Raw genomic sequence first — 20,317 nt, forward strand, 5'->3', positions numbered from 1 at the left:
GATAATAACTGCTTAAAATTTAAGATTCAGACCTAACGCAACAATCCGCTGTAAAGGTAAAGCCGTAATAGTGCCGGGCTGCTCAGGATCGCCAACCTTATAATTTGTAATGGTAAACAAGTTTTGGGCATTGGCATATATCCCTCCCCCTTTTACATGTATGTGCTTCAGGATTCTTTCTGGCAATGTGTAGGACAGAGCTACAGTCTTGACTCTCAAATATGTATTATTGCTATATACGCCGTCAGATTGGGTAAAAATAGGTATAGTACGAAGAGAGCTCGAATTATAACTGCTTGCTAAGCGCTGGATGAGAGCATCATCTCCGGGTTGCTGCCAATAGTTATCTAATATCGCTACAGGTTGATTAGTAGGTGCGCCGGGGAAATCTGACGTGTAAAGAGCAGAAAGATAGTTGGGCGAGTAACTACTTGAAAACTGGCAAAATATATATAGACCAAAATCTTTATATGTAAAATTGTTACCAATTCCCCCCATATACTTGATATCCATATTGCCTATAGGCACCTGGTCTCCCCCATTGGCTGCCATCCCAAACTTTGGATTATAGGTGGTGTTACCGTCTTTGTCATAAAATTCATATAATCCGGTGTCTGGATTGACCCCCTTATATTTATATCCTATTATTATAGAAGTCGGTTGTCCAATAATATATTTATTTGCATAAGCAGAGGATGCTAAATCTGGAAAATCAAGCAGTTTATTCCGGTTAAAGGTCAGATTAAAAGTAGAAGACCACGAGAAATTATCATTCTTAACATTACTCGACATGATTGTAAACTCCCACCCTTTGTTTTGTACAAGTGCATCTAGGTTACCAAATACGCGTGTAAAACCCGTCTGTACCGGTAGTGGCATATCCACTAACTGATTGCCCTGTCTGTTTCTATAAAAAGTGGTGTTTACGGATATTCTATTATCGATGAAGCTTAAATCTAACGCTAGGTTCAGAGATTTTTTTGTCGCCCAACTAAAATCTGGGTTATAGAGGTTATAAGCATAGGCTGGTTTAATCCCCTGAAATGGTAGAACTCCTGATAAATTTTCGTACAATGCCTGATAAGAGTAGGCTTTGGAAGCATCGCCGCCGGTAGTACCATAGCTTCCAGAAAACTTGCCATAACCTAAAAAGGAAACAAGATCTCTGATAATCTTTTCTTCTGAAAAAATCCAAGCAGCTCCTATTGACGCGAAATTACCGAACTGACGACCAGGTCCAAAGTTGCTAGAACCGTCCCTTCTCCCCGAAGCTTCTAGGATATATTTCTGATCGTAAATGTATTTAAGACGGGCAAACCCTGCACTATATTTAAATAGATTTTTGGTTTCAAAGGGGTAAGTATCGGTAGCTCCGATAATAGACCCTAAGAAGTTATCATTTGAATAACCATATCCTTCTACCTGGTAAGCATCATTTGTAACCTTCTTATAGGTGCCCCCAAGTAAAGCGGTCAGTATCCCTCCACCAATCGAAAGGTTATAATTCAGTTGTGGCTCAACATTGATCGCCTGTGAGACATTACTGCCAAAGCCCGCGCTTGCTTCTGCAAAGGAAGGATTTTGCGAACGGGCAGGATTTTCAGACCGCTCGTCTGTATTACTCCTACTAAAGCCCACATTAGTACCTATCGTTAATCCTTTCGCTATCTTATAGTTGATCCTCAAGGAACTATTGAAATTATAGTTTTGTAAATACACAGGTTGCATTAGCGAACTATAAAAGTTCTGAACTTCTAAAGGATAACCGTTATAATTCCATACCAGATCTCCATTAGGGGTCACCAAATCAGGCATATTGGGTGCTAGTAGTACTCCTTGCCTGCCTTGATAATTGGCTGAATTATTTTGGTCATATCCATAATCAGCGACTAAATCAAGTGTGAAGCGATCATTGGCTGAGGTATTGTGTATAGCGCTGTGTAACGTAAAACGCTTGTCCGAAAAATCACCAGGATAGTTGTAATCAGAACTTGTATATCCTGCTGCCACAAGGAATGTATTGGAAGCAGAACCTCCGGATAGGGTGGCGTGCATATCTGTATTACGTGTCATCTTACCTGTGATTATTTTTTGCCAGTTGGTGTATTTATCCTGTTCAAAAATTGTAAGATCAGGTGCAAATCCCTCATAATCGTTAGGATCATCAGAAGGTACTAGCCCGTCTATCGCATACGCCTCTCGCCGTAACTGAAGATATTGCTGCGTATTCATCAGACGTGACGGCCGAGCGGTGGAATTAAACTGTGTATTTAGATTTATATCAAGTGTAGTTTTTCCAGACTTACCCCGCTTTGTCGTTATTAAAACAACTCCATTAGCAGCCTGAGATCCGTAGATGGAGGTAGCGGCGGCATCCTTCAATATACTTATACTTTCAATGTCATTGGGATTGATACTATTGAATGGACTGAGCCCTGTTGGCTGGCTTATTCCTCCATTGAAAGACTGTGCCGTGGCAAGATTATTCAACTGATTGATATTGACATTTTGAGGTGCAAACGGAACACCATCAATGATAAATAAGGGTTGGTCATAAGGCTTGACCTGTAGTGTTGTGCCTAAGGTATTCTGCCCACGGACTTGCACCAATGCAGTAGAGCCGGGTACGCCATTGGTAGCAGAAATTGCCAAGCCAGCGACCTGGCCCTGTAATGCCAATAACGGATTGGTGACAGGTTGACGTGCGATTTCATCTGCAGATACGCTTGATACAGCGCCAACACTGAGGCGCTTGGATTCCGTTCCATAAGCGATCACCTGAACTTCGTCTACGGGATTATCATTTAATCTTAATCTGACAGAACCTATATCTCCTGCTCCATTAACTTCTCGATCCAGATAGCCTATAAAAGAGATAATTAGTACACATGAATTCTCTACATTATTCAAAACGAAATACCCCTCATCGTCGGTTGTAGTACCTATTTTTGTATTCTTGACCTTGATGCTAGCTCCAACAAGGGGCTCTCCTCTATCATTCGTCACTCTCCCCTTAATGAGGCTTTGGACTATTAACTCGTCTATAGGCATAGAAGCAGAAATTGCAGGTTTAGACTTGCGAGATATCATAATAGATTTCCCCTGAATGGTATATTGTAGGGATTGCCCCTCTAGTAGTAGATCCAAAGCGGCGGAAAGATCTTTATTGCTAAAGCGCTGGTTTACCTTTTTTGCATCTTTAAAATCCTTATCATCATAAATGAGGATATGTTTGGACTGTTTTCCGATATCGATCAATACTTTTTGGAGGGGTACACCCTTTACGTCAATATGGACCCGCTGCGCAGTCACACCGCCCATAGCTCCTAAAATGGAAATAAAGAATATACATATGGTCAATTTCATCATCAAAAAGATATATGGAGAGATTATTCCCCTGCCGGTTCGATACGGTTTGTTTTTATACTTCATAAATTGTTCATAAATGAACAATACGCCACCTAATAACAGATATAATACAGTACTTCCAATGAATTTGTAGTGGTACTGTATAATCCGTAAGTTTGTATTGTCCGATTAAAAAATTAAGTTAGTTGCTTAAAATGTGATCTGACATCACTGCCGTTGGTGTTTGCTGCACGACGGCAGTACTTAAAATGCCTAGACAACTGCTGGGTTCGCTAGTTCTTTATTCTTGTACTGTTATCCTCCTTCCTTCTATTTTAAATTGTATGCCTGTTTTTAATTCAATGGCCTGGATTACCTCCGATAGGTTAACGTCGCGTGGAATCATGGCAGATAAGCGCAGATCTCCCTTACTACCCATTTCTATATCCACATTGTACCAGCGCTCGATCTGTTTGCTGAATAACGAAAGTGGCTGGTTCTGAATGATGTAAAAACCTTCCTTCCAAGAAAGAACTTGCTCAATATCTGCTTTTTCAACCCAAAGGCCTTTTTTATTCGAAAGCACGGACTGCTCGCCAGGCTTGAGCTGTACGTTGCTACCATCCACTTTACTAGTCACTTTTAAGCTTCCCTCAGCAAGCGTCGTGTATGTATTCCCATCGTCCGCATAGCTATTGATATTGAAATGGGTACCCAGGACTTCGATTTCCTGTTGGTTGGCGACCACTACGAAGCGTTTTGGTGCATCTCTACTGACTTCGAGATAAACTTCGCCTGTGACGGTTATCTTGCGTACATCACTCTCAAAACGTGCAGGATAGCTGATCGAAGACAAAGCATTAAGCCATGCCTTGGTGCCATCGGGCAGTTGAATCTGATACTGTCCTGCGGCTGGAGTCGTCAGTGTGAGCTGTTGCAACATGTTGACCTCCTTTATAGCAGTGCCATCGGTATAGCTGATCATTCCATCCAGAGCAAGTAGTCCCTCTTGCTGTTCGCTCAACGTAATCTCTTCGCCACTCTCCAACATCAGCATAGCACGATTTGTCCCTGGAGCAATATTAACAGCCAATATGGGATCGGTAGCGGAATACCTTAAAGATAGGTAGGATACCGTCCCAACAATCAAGACAAGTGCAGCTGCCAAGTAAGGTAACAGTCTCCTGATAGTAGTTTTTTCTTTCGGTGGCGCCATTGATACGGCAACCCGAAGCTTTTCTCGAACATTGCTGACCGTATGGGTAATCTGTTGTCGGTGATTGAGGTAGATATCTACCGCATCATCGCTTTCCAGTTCTTGTAGAACGATCTCATGCAGATATTCGGGTTCTATATCGGAACCGAAGTATGCCAACAATTGATGGTAATCCTCTTCGGTGATCGAATTGTCGAGGAGTTTATAATATAAGGGTTTGATGGCGTGATTCTCTTCCAAAATATTTGTTTATAGGTAATACGCTGTTGCTCGTAAAACCTATTGCTCTATTTTTAAAAAAAAGAACATAAAAAACATAACAAACTGATATACAGAAACAATAAAATCAATCTAAAAGAGAAGTTGCATAGATAAGAGATAGCATAAAGATAGACTTATCATAATTATTGTAGATAAATCTATTGGCTTTTGCGATATGGTCACCTATAGTCGCTTCAGAGATGGAAAGTATGCGGCTTACCTCGGCATAACTTTTTCCTTCAAGTTTGCAGAGTTTAAAAACGGCTTTGCGTTGTGGCGGAAGCTTATCAATGGTACGCATCAGCTCTTCATCGGCCTGTATCTGTGCTGTAAGATTATCAGGATGGTATAATAGCGAGATTTGTCGGAGCAAACTCTTGGAAAGTTCTTTATCCTTGGACAGCTTTCGGTAGTAATCGACAGCGATATTGCTGGCTATCTTGTATAGATAAGCCTGAAATGACCTTCCCGGATCAATATTTTCTCTGTTTTCCCAGACCTTGACAAAGAGCTGCTGCAAAGCTTCTTCTACCTCATTCCAGGATTTGAGTAAGCGGAATAGTTGAGCACTCAGTTTGTCGGCATATCGTAGATAAAGTGACTCGAAAGCTAATGCATCCCCGTTCCGAAGCTGGAGGAGAAGTTCTTTTTCATCGATATCAACATGCGGTATCATTCCTAGGGTTAACTGTTAGTCTTTGCGTAAAAAATTTTGCTAAAGTTAATCAGTATGTAGTGTAGTTGCAAATAGCACTCTATATCGGACAGTAGTCTATCATCTGTGATTAATAAGATGTGTATTACGGGAATCCGTAATATACCTGTGATCGGTTTGTTTAGTTTCGCGACAAATTATTAAAGTATAGAAATCATGATTTTATCAAAGCAAACATTACAAACCATGCGCTCGTATTGGTTATCTCTATTGGCAGGAGCTGTTTTTCTGTCTTCGTGCAGCAAAAAAGAAGAGGCGCCTGTGGAGGAATATGAAGAATATGCTTATGAAGTAGAATGTGATTTTTGTGAGATTTCATATATCGATAAATCGAACAATACCAAAACGATAAAGAATAACCGTGGTAAATGGGAATACAGATTCGATAGCAAGATTACTTTCGAGCTAAAACTGGAAATAAAAACAACCTTGAGCGACAGACAGACCATACAGGCCTATATCCTGAAAGACCGGGAGGTGGTATTCGGTGACATCGGTTACAATACTGCTATTATAACTTACAATACTCAAAAAGCGAATGGAACGGGCAGTTATGGCGCTCGGCAAAACAATGGTACTGAAAGCCCTTCTAATGGTGGGGGAAATAATGGTGGAAGCACTACTCCTACCTCATCAGTATGTGGAGCTAAAAATAAGACTGGTGGCTACTGCAAGCGTGTAGTAGTTGATGGCGGCCGTTGTTGGCAACATCGTTAGAGCAACCTTATGCTGTAACAGATTTAGCAAATATTTGTTACATCGAGAACAGTATTCGGAATTAATATTTTAGAGGACCGTCCTGAAATAGCTATACAGTTTTTCTAAATCTGGTTGCATGCTGTAAAATATCTAGATATGAGGGGGGACTGAAAGATGGGATCTACCTGGGGATACTGAAAGAGGACAGCTCGGTGCTGGACTGGGATTTTGTAAACAGATTTTGCGGTAATGGGGATTAGAAAGATGGCTCTGGACTCAACCGACAGCTAGCTGCGGGGGGAATCCTGACTAATAGGCTATCGTGAGGATGCTAGGCAGCATAACATAAAAAGCTGAACGTAGTGTTCAGCTTTTTTGTATTTATGATCCTGAGGGTATCTATTTCAGGTGTTCTATTTCTTCGATACGGAGGCCTGTGATTTCCTGAATATCCTCTTTGCTAAAGCCCTTTCCCAACATCTTACGGGCGGTCTCAAGGGCTTGCTCATGCTTGCCTTCAGCCATTGCCTCTTTTTTTGCGAAAGCTATGGTATTATTATAATCGCGTTTGCGATCTAAGCTAGATATGTATGCCATCTGTTCTGCAGGCGATAAGTTTGCCACCTCTCCTACCTCAAAACTAATCTAAATTTCAATACAAAGGAAATTTAAATTACTCTCATCGGCCAATTAAACAACAGACTCTGAGATGAATATACGAGAGAATATTCTTTTGTCCAAATAGCTAGGTAACTCATCGATCTCGTTGAGATGCTTCATCAGGTACATCCACTGATCCATAATGGTTGATAGTTCAGTCTTTGACTTATTAAAATTGAGCAATATGAGCATCTTGTAGCTCAGCTTTTCATAGAGAATCTCTTGGTCAAACTGATCTGCGATCTTGGCACTGTAGTAGTGTTTGGCATCATTGGCCTTGTCCAGCTGAAAGCCCAGTACTGCTACGAAATATACCGGTGGCAATTCATATCCATTGCCCTCAGCTCCTTTCTTGGCTAGACGGCTGATCGTGCGTGAGGTATAGGTGACGGCACGGTCGAAAAAGAAGTCTTGGTTCTGTAACTGCATCTCCACAAGGAAGTGTTCACCTCCATCCCCTATACAGCGTAGATCAAAGACGACCTTGCGCTCGCTGCTATGCTCGCCATCTTTCTCGACATTGGCATATTGGAGGTCTGTAATGATGTGCTCGCCCTCTAGTAGGCTGTTTAGAAAGTTGATGAGGTTGATTTTATTCTCCTCCCGGCCGAAATAGTGTTTCCAGCCAAAACCGATTCCGACCTAGTCGGATGAGCTCATGAGTACCTTAAAAAACTTACTCTCACGAATAGTCACTAAGAATTTCGATGTATCGGCTTGTTTTGATTCGTCTCTGCATAATATGGAAGTTTACTTTGAAACAGTATGTTAATTCATAAAGTAAACCTCCATAAACTAAAATTATTAGCCGTACGTTAACCGTTTATATCCGTGTATAAACGGATATAAACGGTTAACATTGGCATCGTGGTGCAATATTTAAAGACTTAAAATTGATAGTTGGAACATAAGAATATTTACAAAGTCTTATGAAAAGAAAGAAACTAATATCCTATTGCCTCATTCAAACTAGTTGTAATTAAATCTTGTGTATAAATTTTTCCAAAACGATCTGTGGCTACAACTTTCAATGTATTATCAGGACTTGTCACTTCAAAAGTATAAAGGTGCTTTGTGGTTGTTGTATAATTAGCAGCATTACGATTCAAAACGCCCAAATGATAACCCAATGACCAAGCATCAGTATTCAATGAAGAATTTAACACCATATCACCTAACTTCTTATCATTCATGAACACTTCAACCTTCCACGAAGGATCTGCATTCCACACATTAGCGATTAACGTTCTTGAAGTTTTCCCATACGTATATACTCCATATTGACCACCAAAATTTGCATCTCCCCAGTGCAGTCTCAATTGATATTCTTTTGCTAATTTAGTAGGCTTATAATACCAATTCTTAATACTCGTGCCATCAATTTCATATACCCCATATCCATTCGGTGTTCCATCACCATTGATTGTTGACTTCCACCAAGCTCCACAGGTTGCAGCATGCACGTGCTCATATATTTCGATACCATTTACTTTATGAATATAATTTTCATTATAGTGTGTGTGACCTGCAAAAAAGTGTATATTCTTAAAATCTTTTATTATATCAAATAAACGAGATCGTGTAGCAAAAGAGCTGTTTCGAATAGGCATATGATAAGAGATAATTAATAATTTGTCTTTAGAAACAAAGCTTAAATCTTTCTCTAGCCAATCCAATTGCTCATTACTGAATCCCAAACTATAATCAGTGTCATTCTTAAAAACAACATTATCTAAAACTACAAAATGTACATTGCCCCTATTAAACGAGAAATCTAGCGGTCCAAAAGAACTTTCAAAGGAAAGACTATTTCTAGGAACAGCTGGAGATCCTCCAGTTTTATCATGATTTCCAATGGTAGTAAACACCGGCATAGCTGTAGACCCTAATACTGTCTTCATAGTATTAAACAGGTTAGGTTTGTCGGCAACCACATCCCCCAGTGATATACCATAAACTGGTAATTTAGACTTTGCTAATTCCTGTTTAATATCTTCAATTGTCTCTTCTTTAAATCGTACAACCTCTGCATCATTAGCAACTTGAGGATCCCCAATCGCATAAACCAAGAATTGCTCTTCTTTATTCTTCAATTTGCTCAAAAAGAAATTATGCTGCTGAGGAATAGTCGAATTGTTCAATGGTTGATAGAACAAAGCCATATTCCGATCATCAGATGTATTAACTGTATAATCGCTGGGCGTAGAATAATATACAAATCTTGCTTTATTAGATTTTTTGAATTGGTACTCTCCCTTAGCATTAGTCGTTACCAAATTAAAACCATCTGACACAACAACACCTTCTATAGGCTTCAACTCTTCATCCAATACATATCCATAAACATCATTCTCAGGCAGCACATTGATTTTTGGCAACTGTTTGATGGGTTCCGTAATTACAGTATTATCAATGAAATCATCATCATTTTTAGAACAACTTGAACATAACAAACCAATAAACAACGCGATAAACAACAGTTGTGTAATTAGAAAATTAACCTTTATCATAATTTAATATTTGATTCTATATACTTAATTGCTTTACTGATCTCTGGACTGGTATAGCACTCAGAAGTTAAGCGTTTAGTTTTAACAAAGTAATACCGCTATGTTTAGATAATGTTAATAGAGTTAATGCCGAATTCTCTTGAACAATTTTTCTATAGTTTTTAAGTGGCATACCTAATTGCGAGGCCATAAAAAACCTATTTAAACCGTTATGACCGACAATTAACACAGTTTTACCTGCATATTTATCCATTAATTCCTTATAAAATGAATCCAATCTTTGTACTACTTCATAAGCTGTTTCCCCTGTTGATCCCGCCTTATTATTCTCAGGATCCCCCAACCAATTGTTCCAACTTTCAGCGTCGTCTACTTGAAACTCTTCAGATCTTCTTCCTTCCCACTCTCCAAAATCTACTTCAATCAAACGGTCATCAATGATTATATCCTCTCTAAAACCCGAAGCTATCATAGCTGTATCCTTCGCTCTTTTAAGTGGAGAAGAAAAGACAGCATCAAATACATAATCCTCCAAAAGTTCAGTCATTCTTTTTGCTTGACTTATCCCCTTAGGAGTTAACTCAATATCAGTACGCCCACAATACCTATTTCCATCAGCATTATATGCTGTCTCTCCATGTCTTAACAAACAAATAGTAACCATTTTACAAATAATTTAATTCAATTAACTTTTTCTTAAACAGCGCGTATTGCAACTCATAGGAGTTCACTAAGCTTTCATTAGGTAATACTTCTCTTTCAATTGAGGTCATTTTCATGGCTGCGGCAGACAAGCTATCATAATAGGTATGTGAAGCTGCCATAATAGCAGCACCTAGCGCTCCACTTGCTTCTTTGCATTTATAGATGGGTACATTCAGTACTGAAGATCTAATCCTGAGCCACAAATCACTATTACTTCCTCCTCCAGCTGTATACACTGCTGTTAACTTTTCTAAAGACAAATCTTCTATAATCTCATAGGCTAGACGCTCAACAAATGCAACACCTTCCAAGTTAGCCGCAAACAGCTCTGCCCTATTTTCAGTAACAGGAACAATTTCCTTAGCTTCAGGAGCCAAAATTGGGTATCGCTCTCCACTTTGTTTTAAAGGCCAAGCTACCTTTCCTGTCGGAATCAAGGATTCAGCTTCCGCTGTCAATTGATCCAATTGCTCAATAAAGTCTAGTGTTATCCAATCTGCACCTGTATTACTTGCTCCACCAGGCATCCAATAACCTTCAGGATGTCGGTGACTATACAATCTCCCTAAATCATCTACTACCTTATTTCTTGTAACACCTTTAATGACGAGAGTAGTACCAATAGTCGTATTCCAATCACCAGGATTGACAGCTCCAGAAGCAATTTGACTTGAGCAGCCATCTGTAATGCCTACAACAACATCAATCTGAGGTATTGACCATCTCTCCGACAAATCACAAGACAAACTACCAACAACAGTCCCCGAAGGAACAACCTCCTGCATCCACCCCTTTTGAAAACCAAACTCATCAAAAATATAATCAGGCCATTCCAGTTTATCCAAATCATAACCTGATTTTAATACATTAGTATAATCTGTGGTACCATAGTTACCGCACAGCTTACCCACAATAAAATCGGAAGCATGCACCCAAAGGTGGATATCCTGCTTTTTTTCAGGAAAAGACTCTTGAAACCAAAGTATCTTACTTATACCAGAAGAAGCATTAAATCCAGTATAGCCTTGACTTACATATTTACAAGCAATCTTTTTGATACGTAAACCTTGCTCAGCCGATCGCAAATCACTATACATAATCGCATTATGCAGTGGATTCATATTAGCATCTAATGGAATTACAGTTCCTGAGGTAGACGTAACGGAAGCCGCTATTATCGACTCACGATTAAAACCATCAGGCAAATTCAAAACAATTTCATCTATCAACTGATAACAATACTCCCACCACAAGTCTGGAGACTGTTCCTCTCTAAACGAATTATTTATTACAAATTTTTTAGATCTAGAATCTACAATTCCACCCTCATGATCAACCAAAATAACACGAGCACCTTGAGTACCAACATCAATTCCTAAAAAAAATGCCATGATTATACTTCAATATGTTTAAATGTTTTACGTGCATTCTTCCATTCCAAATACAACTTTTCAAACTTCTCATGTTCTTCGGGAATCGTCTCCTCCAAAAGATAAGGTTTCAGCTTAGGACCATTAAGAGCCTCATTACATATATATACTCCTCCTAATACCGAAGCTTGACGATAGGTATCCATTATTCTAATGCGCTTTCCTAGCAAGTTCGCCAAGAATTGACGCAATTTTTTGCTTTCCATTCCACCGCCACACGCCCAGATATAAGGCTCCTGATGAGGTGAAACATCCGTCAAAAACTTATAATTCTCATAAATAGAACAAGCAATGTCCCAGAGTACTGAAAACACAAAACTACCGCGCGTCAATTGATGAGAGACAGGTGCGTTAAATATGAAGCCACCTTTCGTCAATGGTCTATCTTCATCTGCAATCAATGACCCTAGTGATGCAATACACTGGGAGTAACCAGTTTCTTCTAATTCCTTTTCAATAATGTCATATCCTTCATTTGGATAGAATATTTCCTTAAGACGTTGATAGTTTAAGCCAGTAACCCCTGCATTGGCCTCTAATATGAAATTATCTTCATCAATATACCTACTCGTCCATGTCCGTTGTTCCTTATCTTTCTCAAACGTATTGACAAGCTTTATAATTGGAGTTGTAGTTCCCGAAACAACAATAACATCATTAGAAGATGGTTCCATACTTCTAATCGCTAATTGAGTGTCTGCTCCTCCAACTACCACTTGAGCTTCTTTAGATACATCTAAAAGTATCGCTATATCATTTCTAATTTTACCTAGTATAGTACCCGAATTCTTAAGCTCAGGCAATATATTAGGAGATAAATCAAAAAGTGACAATAATTCAGAAGACCAACATTTGTCTTGTACACTATATAACAATGTTTCTGATGCTTGCGAGTGTTCATAACAAGCTGCTCCCGAAAACTTATATTGTATCCAGTCAGAAATACTCATTACTGTGGCAACCTGGTCAAATAACTCTGGATATACCTCACGCAATCCAACAAGTTTAAAAGCAGAAAACAAAGAAGTAGGAAATCTTCCAGACATTTGGTAAACAAAATCTTTATCAAGAAGATCATTCTCCCAATTACGTCCACGATGATCAATATTAGGCATACCCAACAAAGAATTACCAGATTCATTAACAACAACGATTCCTTCCCGCTGACTAGTTGCTGTAATCGCTTTGACTACCACATCCCCAGCCTCAAGTAACGCTTCTCTTGACAAACTAACTATTTGATGCCACAACTCTTCTGGTTCGAAATATATAGACTCTTCATAATTCGTATCTGCGACATAATTAACATTCTCCCGCTTTATAGATAATATCTGTCCCGTTGTCGTAGATACTGCTACACGTGCATTACCTGTTCCGATATCTACAACTAAATAAACGCTCTGTGCCATCTCTATTACTTTATCAATTCGATTATTTGCTTATTTACCAATTGTTTAATTGATTTATTATCCTTGTAGAAAAACTCACGTAAACTATTATTCATAATAAAAGCATGATGATCTTCTACTTCATGAGTAGCACCCGCAATATGTGGAGTAGCTAGTACATTTTTATGTGAAATCATTTTATAATCTACCGAATCAGGTGGCTCATTATAATATACATCTAAGACCGCACCTCTGATTTTCTCAGACTCAATTACCTCTAACAGATCAGCTCTATTTACCACAGTAGCCCTTGCTGTATTCACAAATATTGCATTAGAATGCATTAGTGAAAGGTACTTCTTATCGATCATCCCGATAGTCTCAGGAGTAACTGGTAGATGAATCCCAATAACATCACATGTTGAAAACAACTCTTCTAACTCTACCTTTGTATAATTCTCATTAGGATCCAAATAATAAGGATCATAATAATATATATCAGCAGGAAAGCTCAATAACATACGGGCAATATATTGGCCGACAGCACCAAAGCCTACCATACCTACTTTTTTGCCTGCTAATTCATTTCCTTTAAATTCCAGATAAGAAGTATGCGCTCCCTCATCCCAATTCTTTGCCTCTAGCCAATTTATAGCAGGTATAGTATTACGCATTAGAGTAATTACATTTGCTATAAACATTTCTGCAACCGCCTGGGCATTACGAGCTGGAGTATTGAAGACAGGAATACCTAATTCAGTTGCTACTTTGACATTAATATTTGATGGAGTACCTCTGCAAACACCAACAAATTTCAACTGCGGATTATTACGCAAAACTTCCTCCGTAATATCATCATGTTCTACAATCAACCCATCAGCTCTTGTTTCAGCAAGCATAAGATTAATTTCATCAGCATTAAAAGCTCTTCCGTGCGGCTTCCAGGGTTTATAAATAACTTCATCAAACAAACCCTCTAACTCGTTCAAAGCCTTAGTATTCTCGTAAGGAGCTGTAAGTAAAATTCTCATATATAATGTATTATAGTTTCTTATTTAATCTCTATTATCACTAGGAAGACTGATGTATTTTGTAAGGATAGCGCTTATTAAATAGAGTCCCGCCAACAACCAAATTATAACCTCACTTCCAATAATCCCAATACACAACCCCACCAAAGCCGGCCCAATAAAAACAGGCAATCCCGCTCCAAGATTCAGAATTGACATAGCAGCCCCTTTATCTTCCTTTACCAAAGATGGTACTAAAGCAGACAACGGTACGTAGCCAGCTAATAATGCACCCCAAAATCCAGCTTAGCCATACCAAGCCCAACAAAACCAATTGCAATAGCAACTCCATAAATAGCAAATAGACTAGCGGATTGCTGCATACTCATGCCATGTTCAATCAAATATGGACTTAGCCACCCCTGCTCAACCCCATCCCCCATCATGAAAATCAAAACTCCTGGATACCCCCACTTCAATTGACTTGGGATCCCAAACGTAGATGCATTTACTTTATTACTCATATTAGATTCATTTAGTAATTGGTATTATGGCACTAATATAAACATTAATAAAGAAAATTAAATAAAATTTAAACAAAAAAAAGAATATTATAATTTAATATTCTTTTTCTTCACAAATACTAATACTCTAATATAGCCTCCAAAAAATAATGATCACTAGGGTAAACCCCATGATAACTATCCTTAATAATCGTAGATGAAATAGCCGAAACAGGTCCCTTAGTAAAAATATAATCTATCTTTTTCGCCCGCTTTGCCCTCTCTGCATCATGCGGCATAAAAGCATGTGTAGTGCCTCCAGCAACACCTTGAGCAGCACTAACATCAAAGGAGTCTGACCATCCTGAACTCAAAACTTCATTTATTACCGCAGAATCAGGAGCAGCATTAAAATCACCAGTCAAAATCTGCACAAACTCATTTTGATATTGACTAGCCTCTTTCAAGACCATTTTTACCTGTTCGACCCTAGCCTCTTGTTTTACGTGATCTAAATGAAGATTAATAATACGTAACTCTTTATTCGTTTTCTTATCCAACAACCTAACCCAACTCAGGTTTCTAGCCCTAGCCGAACCCCAAGATATACTCCCCGCTTCAAGAGGTGTCTCCGAAAGCCAATATCCACCTGCATTGAGAAGTTCAAAACGCTTTTTAGAAAAGAAAATAGGGTTTTTAGCAATACCATGGTAACCAACCTGACGCACATCCATCTCTGGTCCATCAAAGCCAAAAGCATAATAACCAGTCAACGAACTCTTGAGATCCAAAAACTGCGAACGCAGCACCTCTTGAAAGCTTACAACATCCGCTTTTTTACTTTTTATAATTTGGATACACGCTTCACGCCTATCCTTCCAGCCCACCCCCTTTTGTTCATCCTCCAACAAGTCAACCCTTATATTACAGGTTAATATTTTAAGACGTTTTTCAAATGACACACTATTTTCATCAGCACTAGCCAATTGAAAATCAACAAAAGGCAACAAAGAAAGAACTCCAATTTTTTGCAAAAAGCCCCTTCGAGAAGAGGCTTTATTATCGTTATTGTTAGATATCATAACTATACAAAATATATTATACTAACTCTTCTTCATACAAATACGCTCCTGATGATCGAAGATCAGCACGTAATTCATTCACATCAACATCACCTGGCGTCACTCCATGACGAACAGCCAACTTAGCAGCCCTACCAGCAGCTTCGCCCATTGCCATACAAGGAGCCATTACACGTATAGCAGACATAGCCTCATGAGTAGTAGAAATAGAGCGTCCGGCGACTAACAAATTCTTAACACCAAGTGGTACTAATGAACGATAAGGAATATCATAACTATCACCACACCAAGTCAAGGTACAACCGCCACCTTCTGGGTGATGAATATCCAAAGGATAACTAGCAACCGCCACAGCATCCTCAAAACGCTTACAAGACAGTATATCATCAGCAGTCATCACATACTCACCAACAATTCTTCTCGTCTCACGAATACCCAAAAAAGGAGCCATTTTAGTGAAATATGATCTCTCAAAACCCGGAACATACTCCGTCAAATAGCGTTGAATTTCTTCAACTTGTTTTCGTCCTTCTACCTCGCCATGTGTCAAGCTCTCAGGATTTGTTCCATCCACCCCATTAATACGAGACATATTAACCCAAACCTCACCTTCACGCAAACCTGTAATTAAGATAGTTCGCTCTACAGGCAATGCGTATCCATTACCTCTTGCTTTCTCCATCAACGAACGCAAACCAACAACTATAAACTGATTATTCTGTCCAAAATACTCCGCAGGAATAAAATCGGTCAAATAAGTCCGAGGCTCCTCTGCAATAGACATTCTTAACTTCTCCGTATCCACCCCCGACATACAGAACATCAAAGTTGGAGGCTGTACCCCACCTACATCATTACCTTGCTCACACGGAACTCCTGCCTTAAATGCAATATCAGCATCCCCAGTACAGTCAATAACAGTTTTAGCTAAAATAATTTCACGTCCAGACTTACTTTCAATAATAACCCCTTTCAATTCATCATTATCCATCACAACACCAGCCGCAAACACATACAAAAGAACCTTCACACCCGCCTCTTGCAAGACCTCTAGCCCTACATTTTTGACTGCTTCTGGCTCGACCAAAGTTAAGCTCATGTGCAATGGACATGGACGGTGTTCCGAAGCCGCACCAACAGCCTTAAGTTGATCTATAAACTTTTGTGGCAAACCCTTAATAATCTGATTTCCCTTTTGTCCTAAAAAACCCAAAACCGGCAAACCGATTGTCATATTACCACCGACAAAGCTTCTATTATCGATTAACGCAACTTTCAATCCATCAGACGCAGCAGCCTCAGCTGCAATAATCCCAGCAGGCCCACCACCTACAACTAAAATATCTACTTCCATACGCACTGGAGTCTCTCTCGCTGGCTCTTGAATCGTTTTAATTTGGCTCATAGCTTAAATTGTTTTAACTGTATAATTCTTTTATTTAAAATCTTAGACTACTTTCTGAGGAACTTTCTCTCGTTTCACCATTCCCCATAAAATCAATACTGCAATTGGATGCATAAATGCCATCACAATAAATATATTCGCAGAGCCAAGCGTCCCCATCATCTGGCCTACGAAATAATTAAATATAACTGCTCCCAAAGCACCAAAACCACCTGCAATTCCTAAAACTGAAGCAACATTCTTAACCGGAAATGCTTCCGCAATAACAACGCTCAATGTAAACAACCAACTTAGACATGCTACTGCTACTAAAGCGAAAATCAAAATTGTAACGAACGGATTAGAGACATAATTCGTAAGACAACACAAAGGAGCCAGCACCGCAACAACAGAAAGCATGATTTTGCGCGCTAACAAAGGCTCTTTGCCTTTTCTAACCATTTTATCTGACCAAGCCGCAGTACCAATCGCCCCTAGATCAGCCACCAAAAATGGGATCCAACCAAACATCCCTATCTGTGCCAAAGACAAACCAGATTCTTCCTGCAAATAGCCTGGCAACCAAAACAGACAAAAATACCAAACCGGATCACTCACAAAACGAATCAATATAATCCCCCACAATGATTTAGTAGTCCACAGTCTTCCCCAAGAAAATTTTTCGTCCGACTTAACCCCCACCAACACATTATCCGCTTCCACCTCCTTGACAATCTCAGCTGGCGGTTCTATATATATCAAAAACCACAACAGAGCGATCACCAAGCCAATAACACCAGCAATTATAAATACCGTATGAAAATCATACTTCATTGCCAACCAAGCAACCATTGGAGGCGCTATAATCGCACCGATAGAACTCCCTGCAACGCAGAGACTATTAGCCGTAGCCCTCATTTTCCCAGAGAACCAAATCGTCACCACCCTGATCTGCGCAGGAAAATTAGTCGGCTCAGCAGCACCTAACATGCCTCGGAAAAACAAAAATGAACCAAAGGTTCTAGAAAGCCCTCCGCCAAAACAAGCCAATGACCAACCTATTATCCCCCCCAACATTATTTTCCGTTCACCAAATCTATCCACCAACCAACCTGACACCGGATACATCAACGCATAGAACAACGTAAACACATTCAACACCATTGCAAAACCATCATCCCCTAAATTATACTCCTCTTTCAACATCGGCTTTAGAATAGACACAATCTGCCTATCATAATAATTGAAAACAATCGCTAAAAAAATAACGGATATAATAAACCAACGACGTTTAGTTGGCTTCATGCTTATTACGAATCTGGACATAACTTAAAATAGGTTGTCTATTAGTTTATTGAAATCAAATATAAACAATAAAACGCACTTATTAAAGAGAATTAAATATAATTAAAGATAATTAAAACATATCGAATGTAAACTCACTATCATTATCCGTTTCATATATAACCTCAGTTGCTGATTTAGGCACAAAAGTCTTCACATGAACCTTATTATTAGGTATATCAAACGTCATAGTACGCATCAATCCCCCACCTCCATTTCTATCACTATCACCATACGGAGCATCTCTTCTCGATTGATAGTCACTCAAAACAGATTTAATCTTATTTCCTTTATAAAGATCAACGCGAAACGACTCACCAGAAATATGACCTCCGAGCATCAAAAACACATTATTATAATCCTTAACAAAATTATAAATAGACTTACCCTGCGGCATGAAGTTCGGCTTTTCTTTACCTACATAATCGACATTTGGCAATGTTGCACTCTCACTACCTTCTGTCCTTCTCAACAAAGAATGACTAACAATAATTGCCTTTCTGTCCTTATACTTCTTTAGTAATTTGCCCGTCCATTTGAACACCTCATCTTCCAAATCCTCATTTTTTTCCAGCTTAGTAGTTTTCTCATTGTAACCAATAAAAACCACTATAAAATCCTGTCCACTAGCCGAGAACAGCGAGTAATGATTCTCACTTGTCTGCTGATCTTTGAACGCACCTCCATAATAAGACTTGCCCTTAAAATGGTTCAATCCAAAATAACGAGGATAGCCATCCTTCATCGCACCTGGAGTCCCCATCGGCGATGTATCATGATTTCCGACAGCCACCCCGTAAGGAATTCCTTCAGGATAGCCTTCTATCGGTTTTTCTAATTGATGCATCACACTAGCAGCCCGCTCCCATTCCTTCATTTTATCCTCTCCATGGTCAACCACATCCCCAAGATGGACCACATAAGCTATATTATTTGACTTAGCATTTCCAATTATCCAATCAATTTGACGTTGAAACATATCCATTGTCCCATTATGTTTTAGAGCAGTGTAGTATTGTGTATCTGGCAATACTGCAATCGTAAAAACACCTGGAGATTCTTGTGCAAAAGCACGAATCAGAAAGAAGAACACCGAGAGTGTTGCAAAAAATAACTTTTTCATTTTTTTTATATTTTCATTCATTAGGTAACACTATAAAAGTATTTAAATTTAATGTTTTTAAACAAAAAAAAAGATTATTTTATTATCAACCTCGTAACAATTATATCATAAAAAATATGTATTTTCGGTTATATTAATCAGTTAAACATGAAGAATATCACAGATAGACATGAATATATTTTAAAAAAAATTAAAGAGAACAATAAAGTTACTATACAAGAGTTGAGTGACGAAATGAATGTCTCTAGTGTCACAATCCGTAAAGATCTTAAATTACTAGAAGAAAAAAATCTACTTTTCAGAACCAAAGGTGGCGCGTCCAACAACAATCCTTATGCTGGCGACCGTCCCATCCTTGTCAAAGAATACATCAATTCTGATGAAAAAAGTAAAATTGGAAAAAAAGCAGTAGAAATGATTCAAGACAATGATTCCATTTTAATAGGCTCAGGCACTACAGCTTATGCTGTTGCCCGTCATTTGGAATCTACCGAACGAATCACTGTCATAACACCCGCATTAAAAGTTGCTTTAGAATTATGCAACAAACCTAATATCGAAGTCTTACAACTTGGCGGGCTGATCAGACCCAACTCATCATCTGTAGCTGGACAATATGCCATGCGCATATTAGATGAAGTATCCTGCGGTATTTTATTCTTAGGTGTTGATGGGATTGACCTTGACTTTGGAATTACTATAAGCAATATCACCGAAGCAACATTAAATCAAAAAATGCTGACCACCTCTCAAAAGGTCATCATACTAGCAGACAGTACAAAGTTTGGACGTCGAGGACTAGGAAAAGTATGCAATATAGAAGACATAGACTGTGTAATAACTGATAAAAATACATCCAGAAAATACATCAAAGCACTTGAAGATGCTGGAATAAAAGTAGAAATAGCAGACTAAATCTCTATAAGTAAAAAAAACTCA

At 38.9% G+C, this 20,317-nt stretch carries 18 protein-coding genes; 2 read left to right on the top strand and 16 right to left on the bottom strand.

Annotated features, from left to right (window positions below):
• Positions 1-12: 12 nt before the first annotated feature.
• The 3 genes from M472_RS41765 to M472_RS41770 form a co-directional block, all read right to left on the bottom strand.
• The gene (locus tag M472_RS41765; RefSeq protein ID WP_021071895.1) at positions 13-3,432 is read right to left on the bottom strand and encodes a SusC/RagA family TonB-linked outer membrane protein; all 3,420 of its coding nucleotides are present in this window, start codon (positions 3,430-3,432) and stop codon (positions 13-15) included.
• Between the two features lie 217 nt (positions 3,433-3,649).
• Positions 3,650-4,804: a FecR family protein gene (locus M472_RS0123190; protein ID WP_021071896.1), complete on the bottom strand. Its 1,155-nt coding sequence runs from the start codon at positions 4,802-4,804 to the stop codon at positions 3,650-3,652.
• 106 nt (positions 4,805-4,910) lie between these two features.
• On the bottom strand, positions 4,911-5,501 hold the full coding sequence (locus tag M472_RS41770; RefSeq protein ID WP_021071897.1) for an RNA polymerase sigma factor: 591 nt from the start codon (positions 5,499-5,501) through the stop codon (positions 4,911-4,913).
• A 195-nt stretch (positions 5,502-5,696) separates the two neighbouring features.
• Between M472_RS41770 and M472_RS41775 the strand changes: the two genes are divergently transcribed.
• Positions 5,697-6,257, top strand: coding sequence for a hypothetical protein (locus M472_RS41775; protein ID WP_021071898.1), 561 nt, complete (start codon positions 5,697-5,699; stop codon positions 6,255-6,257).
• Between the two features lie 381 nt (positions 6,258-6,638).
• Here M472_RS41775 and M472_RS41780 read toward each other — a convergent pair whose 3' ends face one another.
• The 13 genes from M472_RS41780 to M472_RS41840 form a co-directional block, all read right to left on the bottom strand.
• On the bottom strand, positions 6,639-6,863 hold the full coding sequence (locus M472_RS41780; RefSeq protein WP_021071899.1) for a hypothetical protein: 225 nt from the start codon (positions 6,861-6,863) through the stop codon (positions 6,639-6,641).
• A gap of 66 nt (positions 6,864-6,929) precedes the next feature.
• The gene (locus M472_RS41785) at positions 6,930-7,535 is read right to left on the bottom strand and encodes an Rpn family recombination-promoting nuclease/putative transposase (RefSeq protein ID WP_081643222.1); all 606 of its coding nucleotides are present in this window, start codon (positions 7,533-7,535) and stop codon (positions 6,930-6,932) included.
• Positions 7,536-7,843: 308 nt separating this feature from the next.
• Complete coding sequence (locus M472_RS41790; protein ID WP_021071901.1) at positions 7,844-9,409, bottom strand: calcineurin-like phosphoesterase C-terminal domain-containing protein; 1,566 nt, start codon at positions 9,407-9,409, stop codon at positions 7,844-7,846.
• A 67-nt stretch (positions 9,410-9,476) separates the two neighbouring features.
• Positions 9,477-10,073 (bottom strand): histidine phosphatase family protein, encoded by a 597-nt coding sequence (locus tag M472_RS41795; protein ID WP_021071902.1) that lies wholly within the window; start codon positions 10,071-10,073, stop codon positions 9,477-9,479.
• Between the two features lies 1 nt (position 10,074).
• Positions 10,075-11,505, bottom strand: coding sequence for an FGGY-family carbohydrate kinase (locus M472_RS41800; RefSeq protein ID WP_021071903.1), 1,431 nt, complete (start codon positions 11,503-11,505; stop codon positions 10,075-10,077).
• 2 nt (positions 11,506-11,507) lie between these two features.
• Complete coding sequence (locus M472_RS41805; RefSeq protein ID WP_021071904.1) at positions 11,508-12,953, bottom strand: FGGY-family carbohydrate kinase; 1,446 nt, start codon at positions 12,951-12,953, stop codon at positions 11,508-11,510.
• A gap of 5 nt (positions 12,954-12,958) precedes the next feature.
• Entirely contained in the window at positions 12,959-13,963 is a 1,005-nt protein-coding gene (locus tag M472_RS41810) for an NAD(P)-dependent oxidoreductase (protein WP_021071905.1), read from the bottom strand.
• Positions 13,964-13,987: 24 nt separating this feature from the next.
• On the bottom strand, positions 13,988-14,161 hold the full coding sequence (locus M472_RS45660) for a hypothetical protein (protein WP_200859644.1): 174 nt from the start codon (positions 14,159-14,161) through the stop codon (positions 13,988-13,990).
• Between the two features lie 62 nt (positions 14,162-14,223).
• Entirely contained in the window at positions 14,224-14,466 is a 243-nt protein-coding gene (locus M472_RS45665; protein ID WP_021071907.1) for a hypothetical protein, read from the bottom strand.
• Positions 14,467-14,585: 119 nt separating this feature from the next.
• Complete coding sequence (locus M472_RS41825; protein ID WP_021071908.1) at positions 14,586-15,527, bottom strand: endonuclease/exonuclease/phosphatase family protein; 942 nt, start codon at positions 15,525-15,527, stop codon at positions 14,586-14,588.
• 16 nt (positions 15,528-15,543) lie between these two features.
• The gene (locus tag M472_RS41830; RefSeq protein ID WP_021071909.1) at positions 15,544-16,932 is read right to left on the bottom strand and encodes an FAD-dependent oxidoreductase; all 1,389 of its coding nucleotides are present in this window, start codon (positions 16,930-16,932) and stop codon (positions 15,544-15,546) included.
• Positions 16,933-16,974: 42 nt separating this feature from the next.
• Positions 16,975-18,216, bottom strand: a complete 1,242-nt coding sequence (locus tag M472_RS41835; protein WP_021071910.1) for an MFS transporter — start codon at positions 18,214-18,216, stop codon at positions 16,975-16,977.
• 112 nt (positions 18,217-18,328) lie between these two features.
• Complete coding sequence (locus M472_RS41840) at positions 18,329-19,378, bottom strand: metallophosphoesterase (protein ID WP_158499942.1); 1,050 nt, start codon at positions 19,376-19,378, stop codon at positions 18,329-18,331.
• Between the two features lie 147 nt (positions 19,379-19,525).
• Here M472_RS41840 and M472_RS41845 point away from each other — a divergent pair, with 147 nt between their 5' ends.
• Positions 19,526-20,293, top strand: coding sequence for a DeoR/GlpR family DNA-binding transcription regulator (locus M472_RS41845; protein WP_021071912.1), 768 nt, complete (start codon positions 19,526-19,528; stop codon positions 20,291-20,293).
• Positions 20,294-20,317: the final 24 nt, after the last annotated feature.

Source organism: Sphingobacterium paucimobilis HER1398, assembly GCF_000416985.1.
GTDB classification, from domain to species: Bacteria; Bacteroidota; Bacteroidia; order Sphingobacteriales; family Sphingobacteriaceae; genus Sphingobacterium; species Sphingobacterium paucimobilis.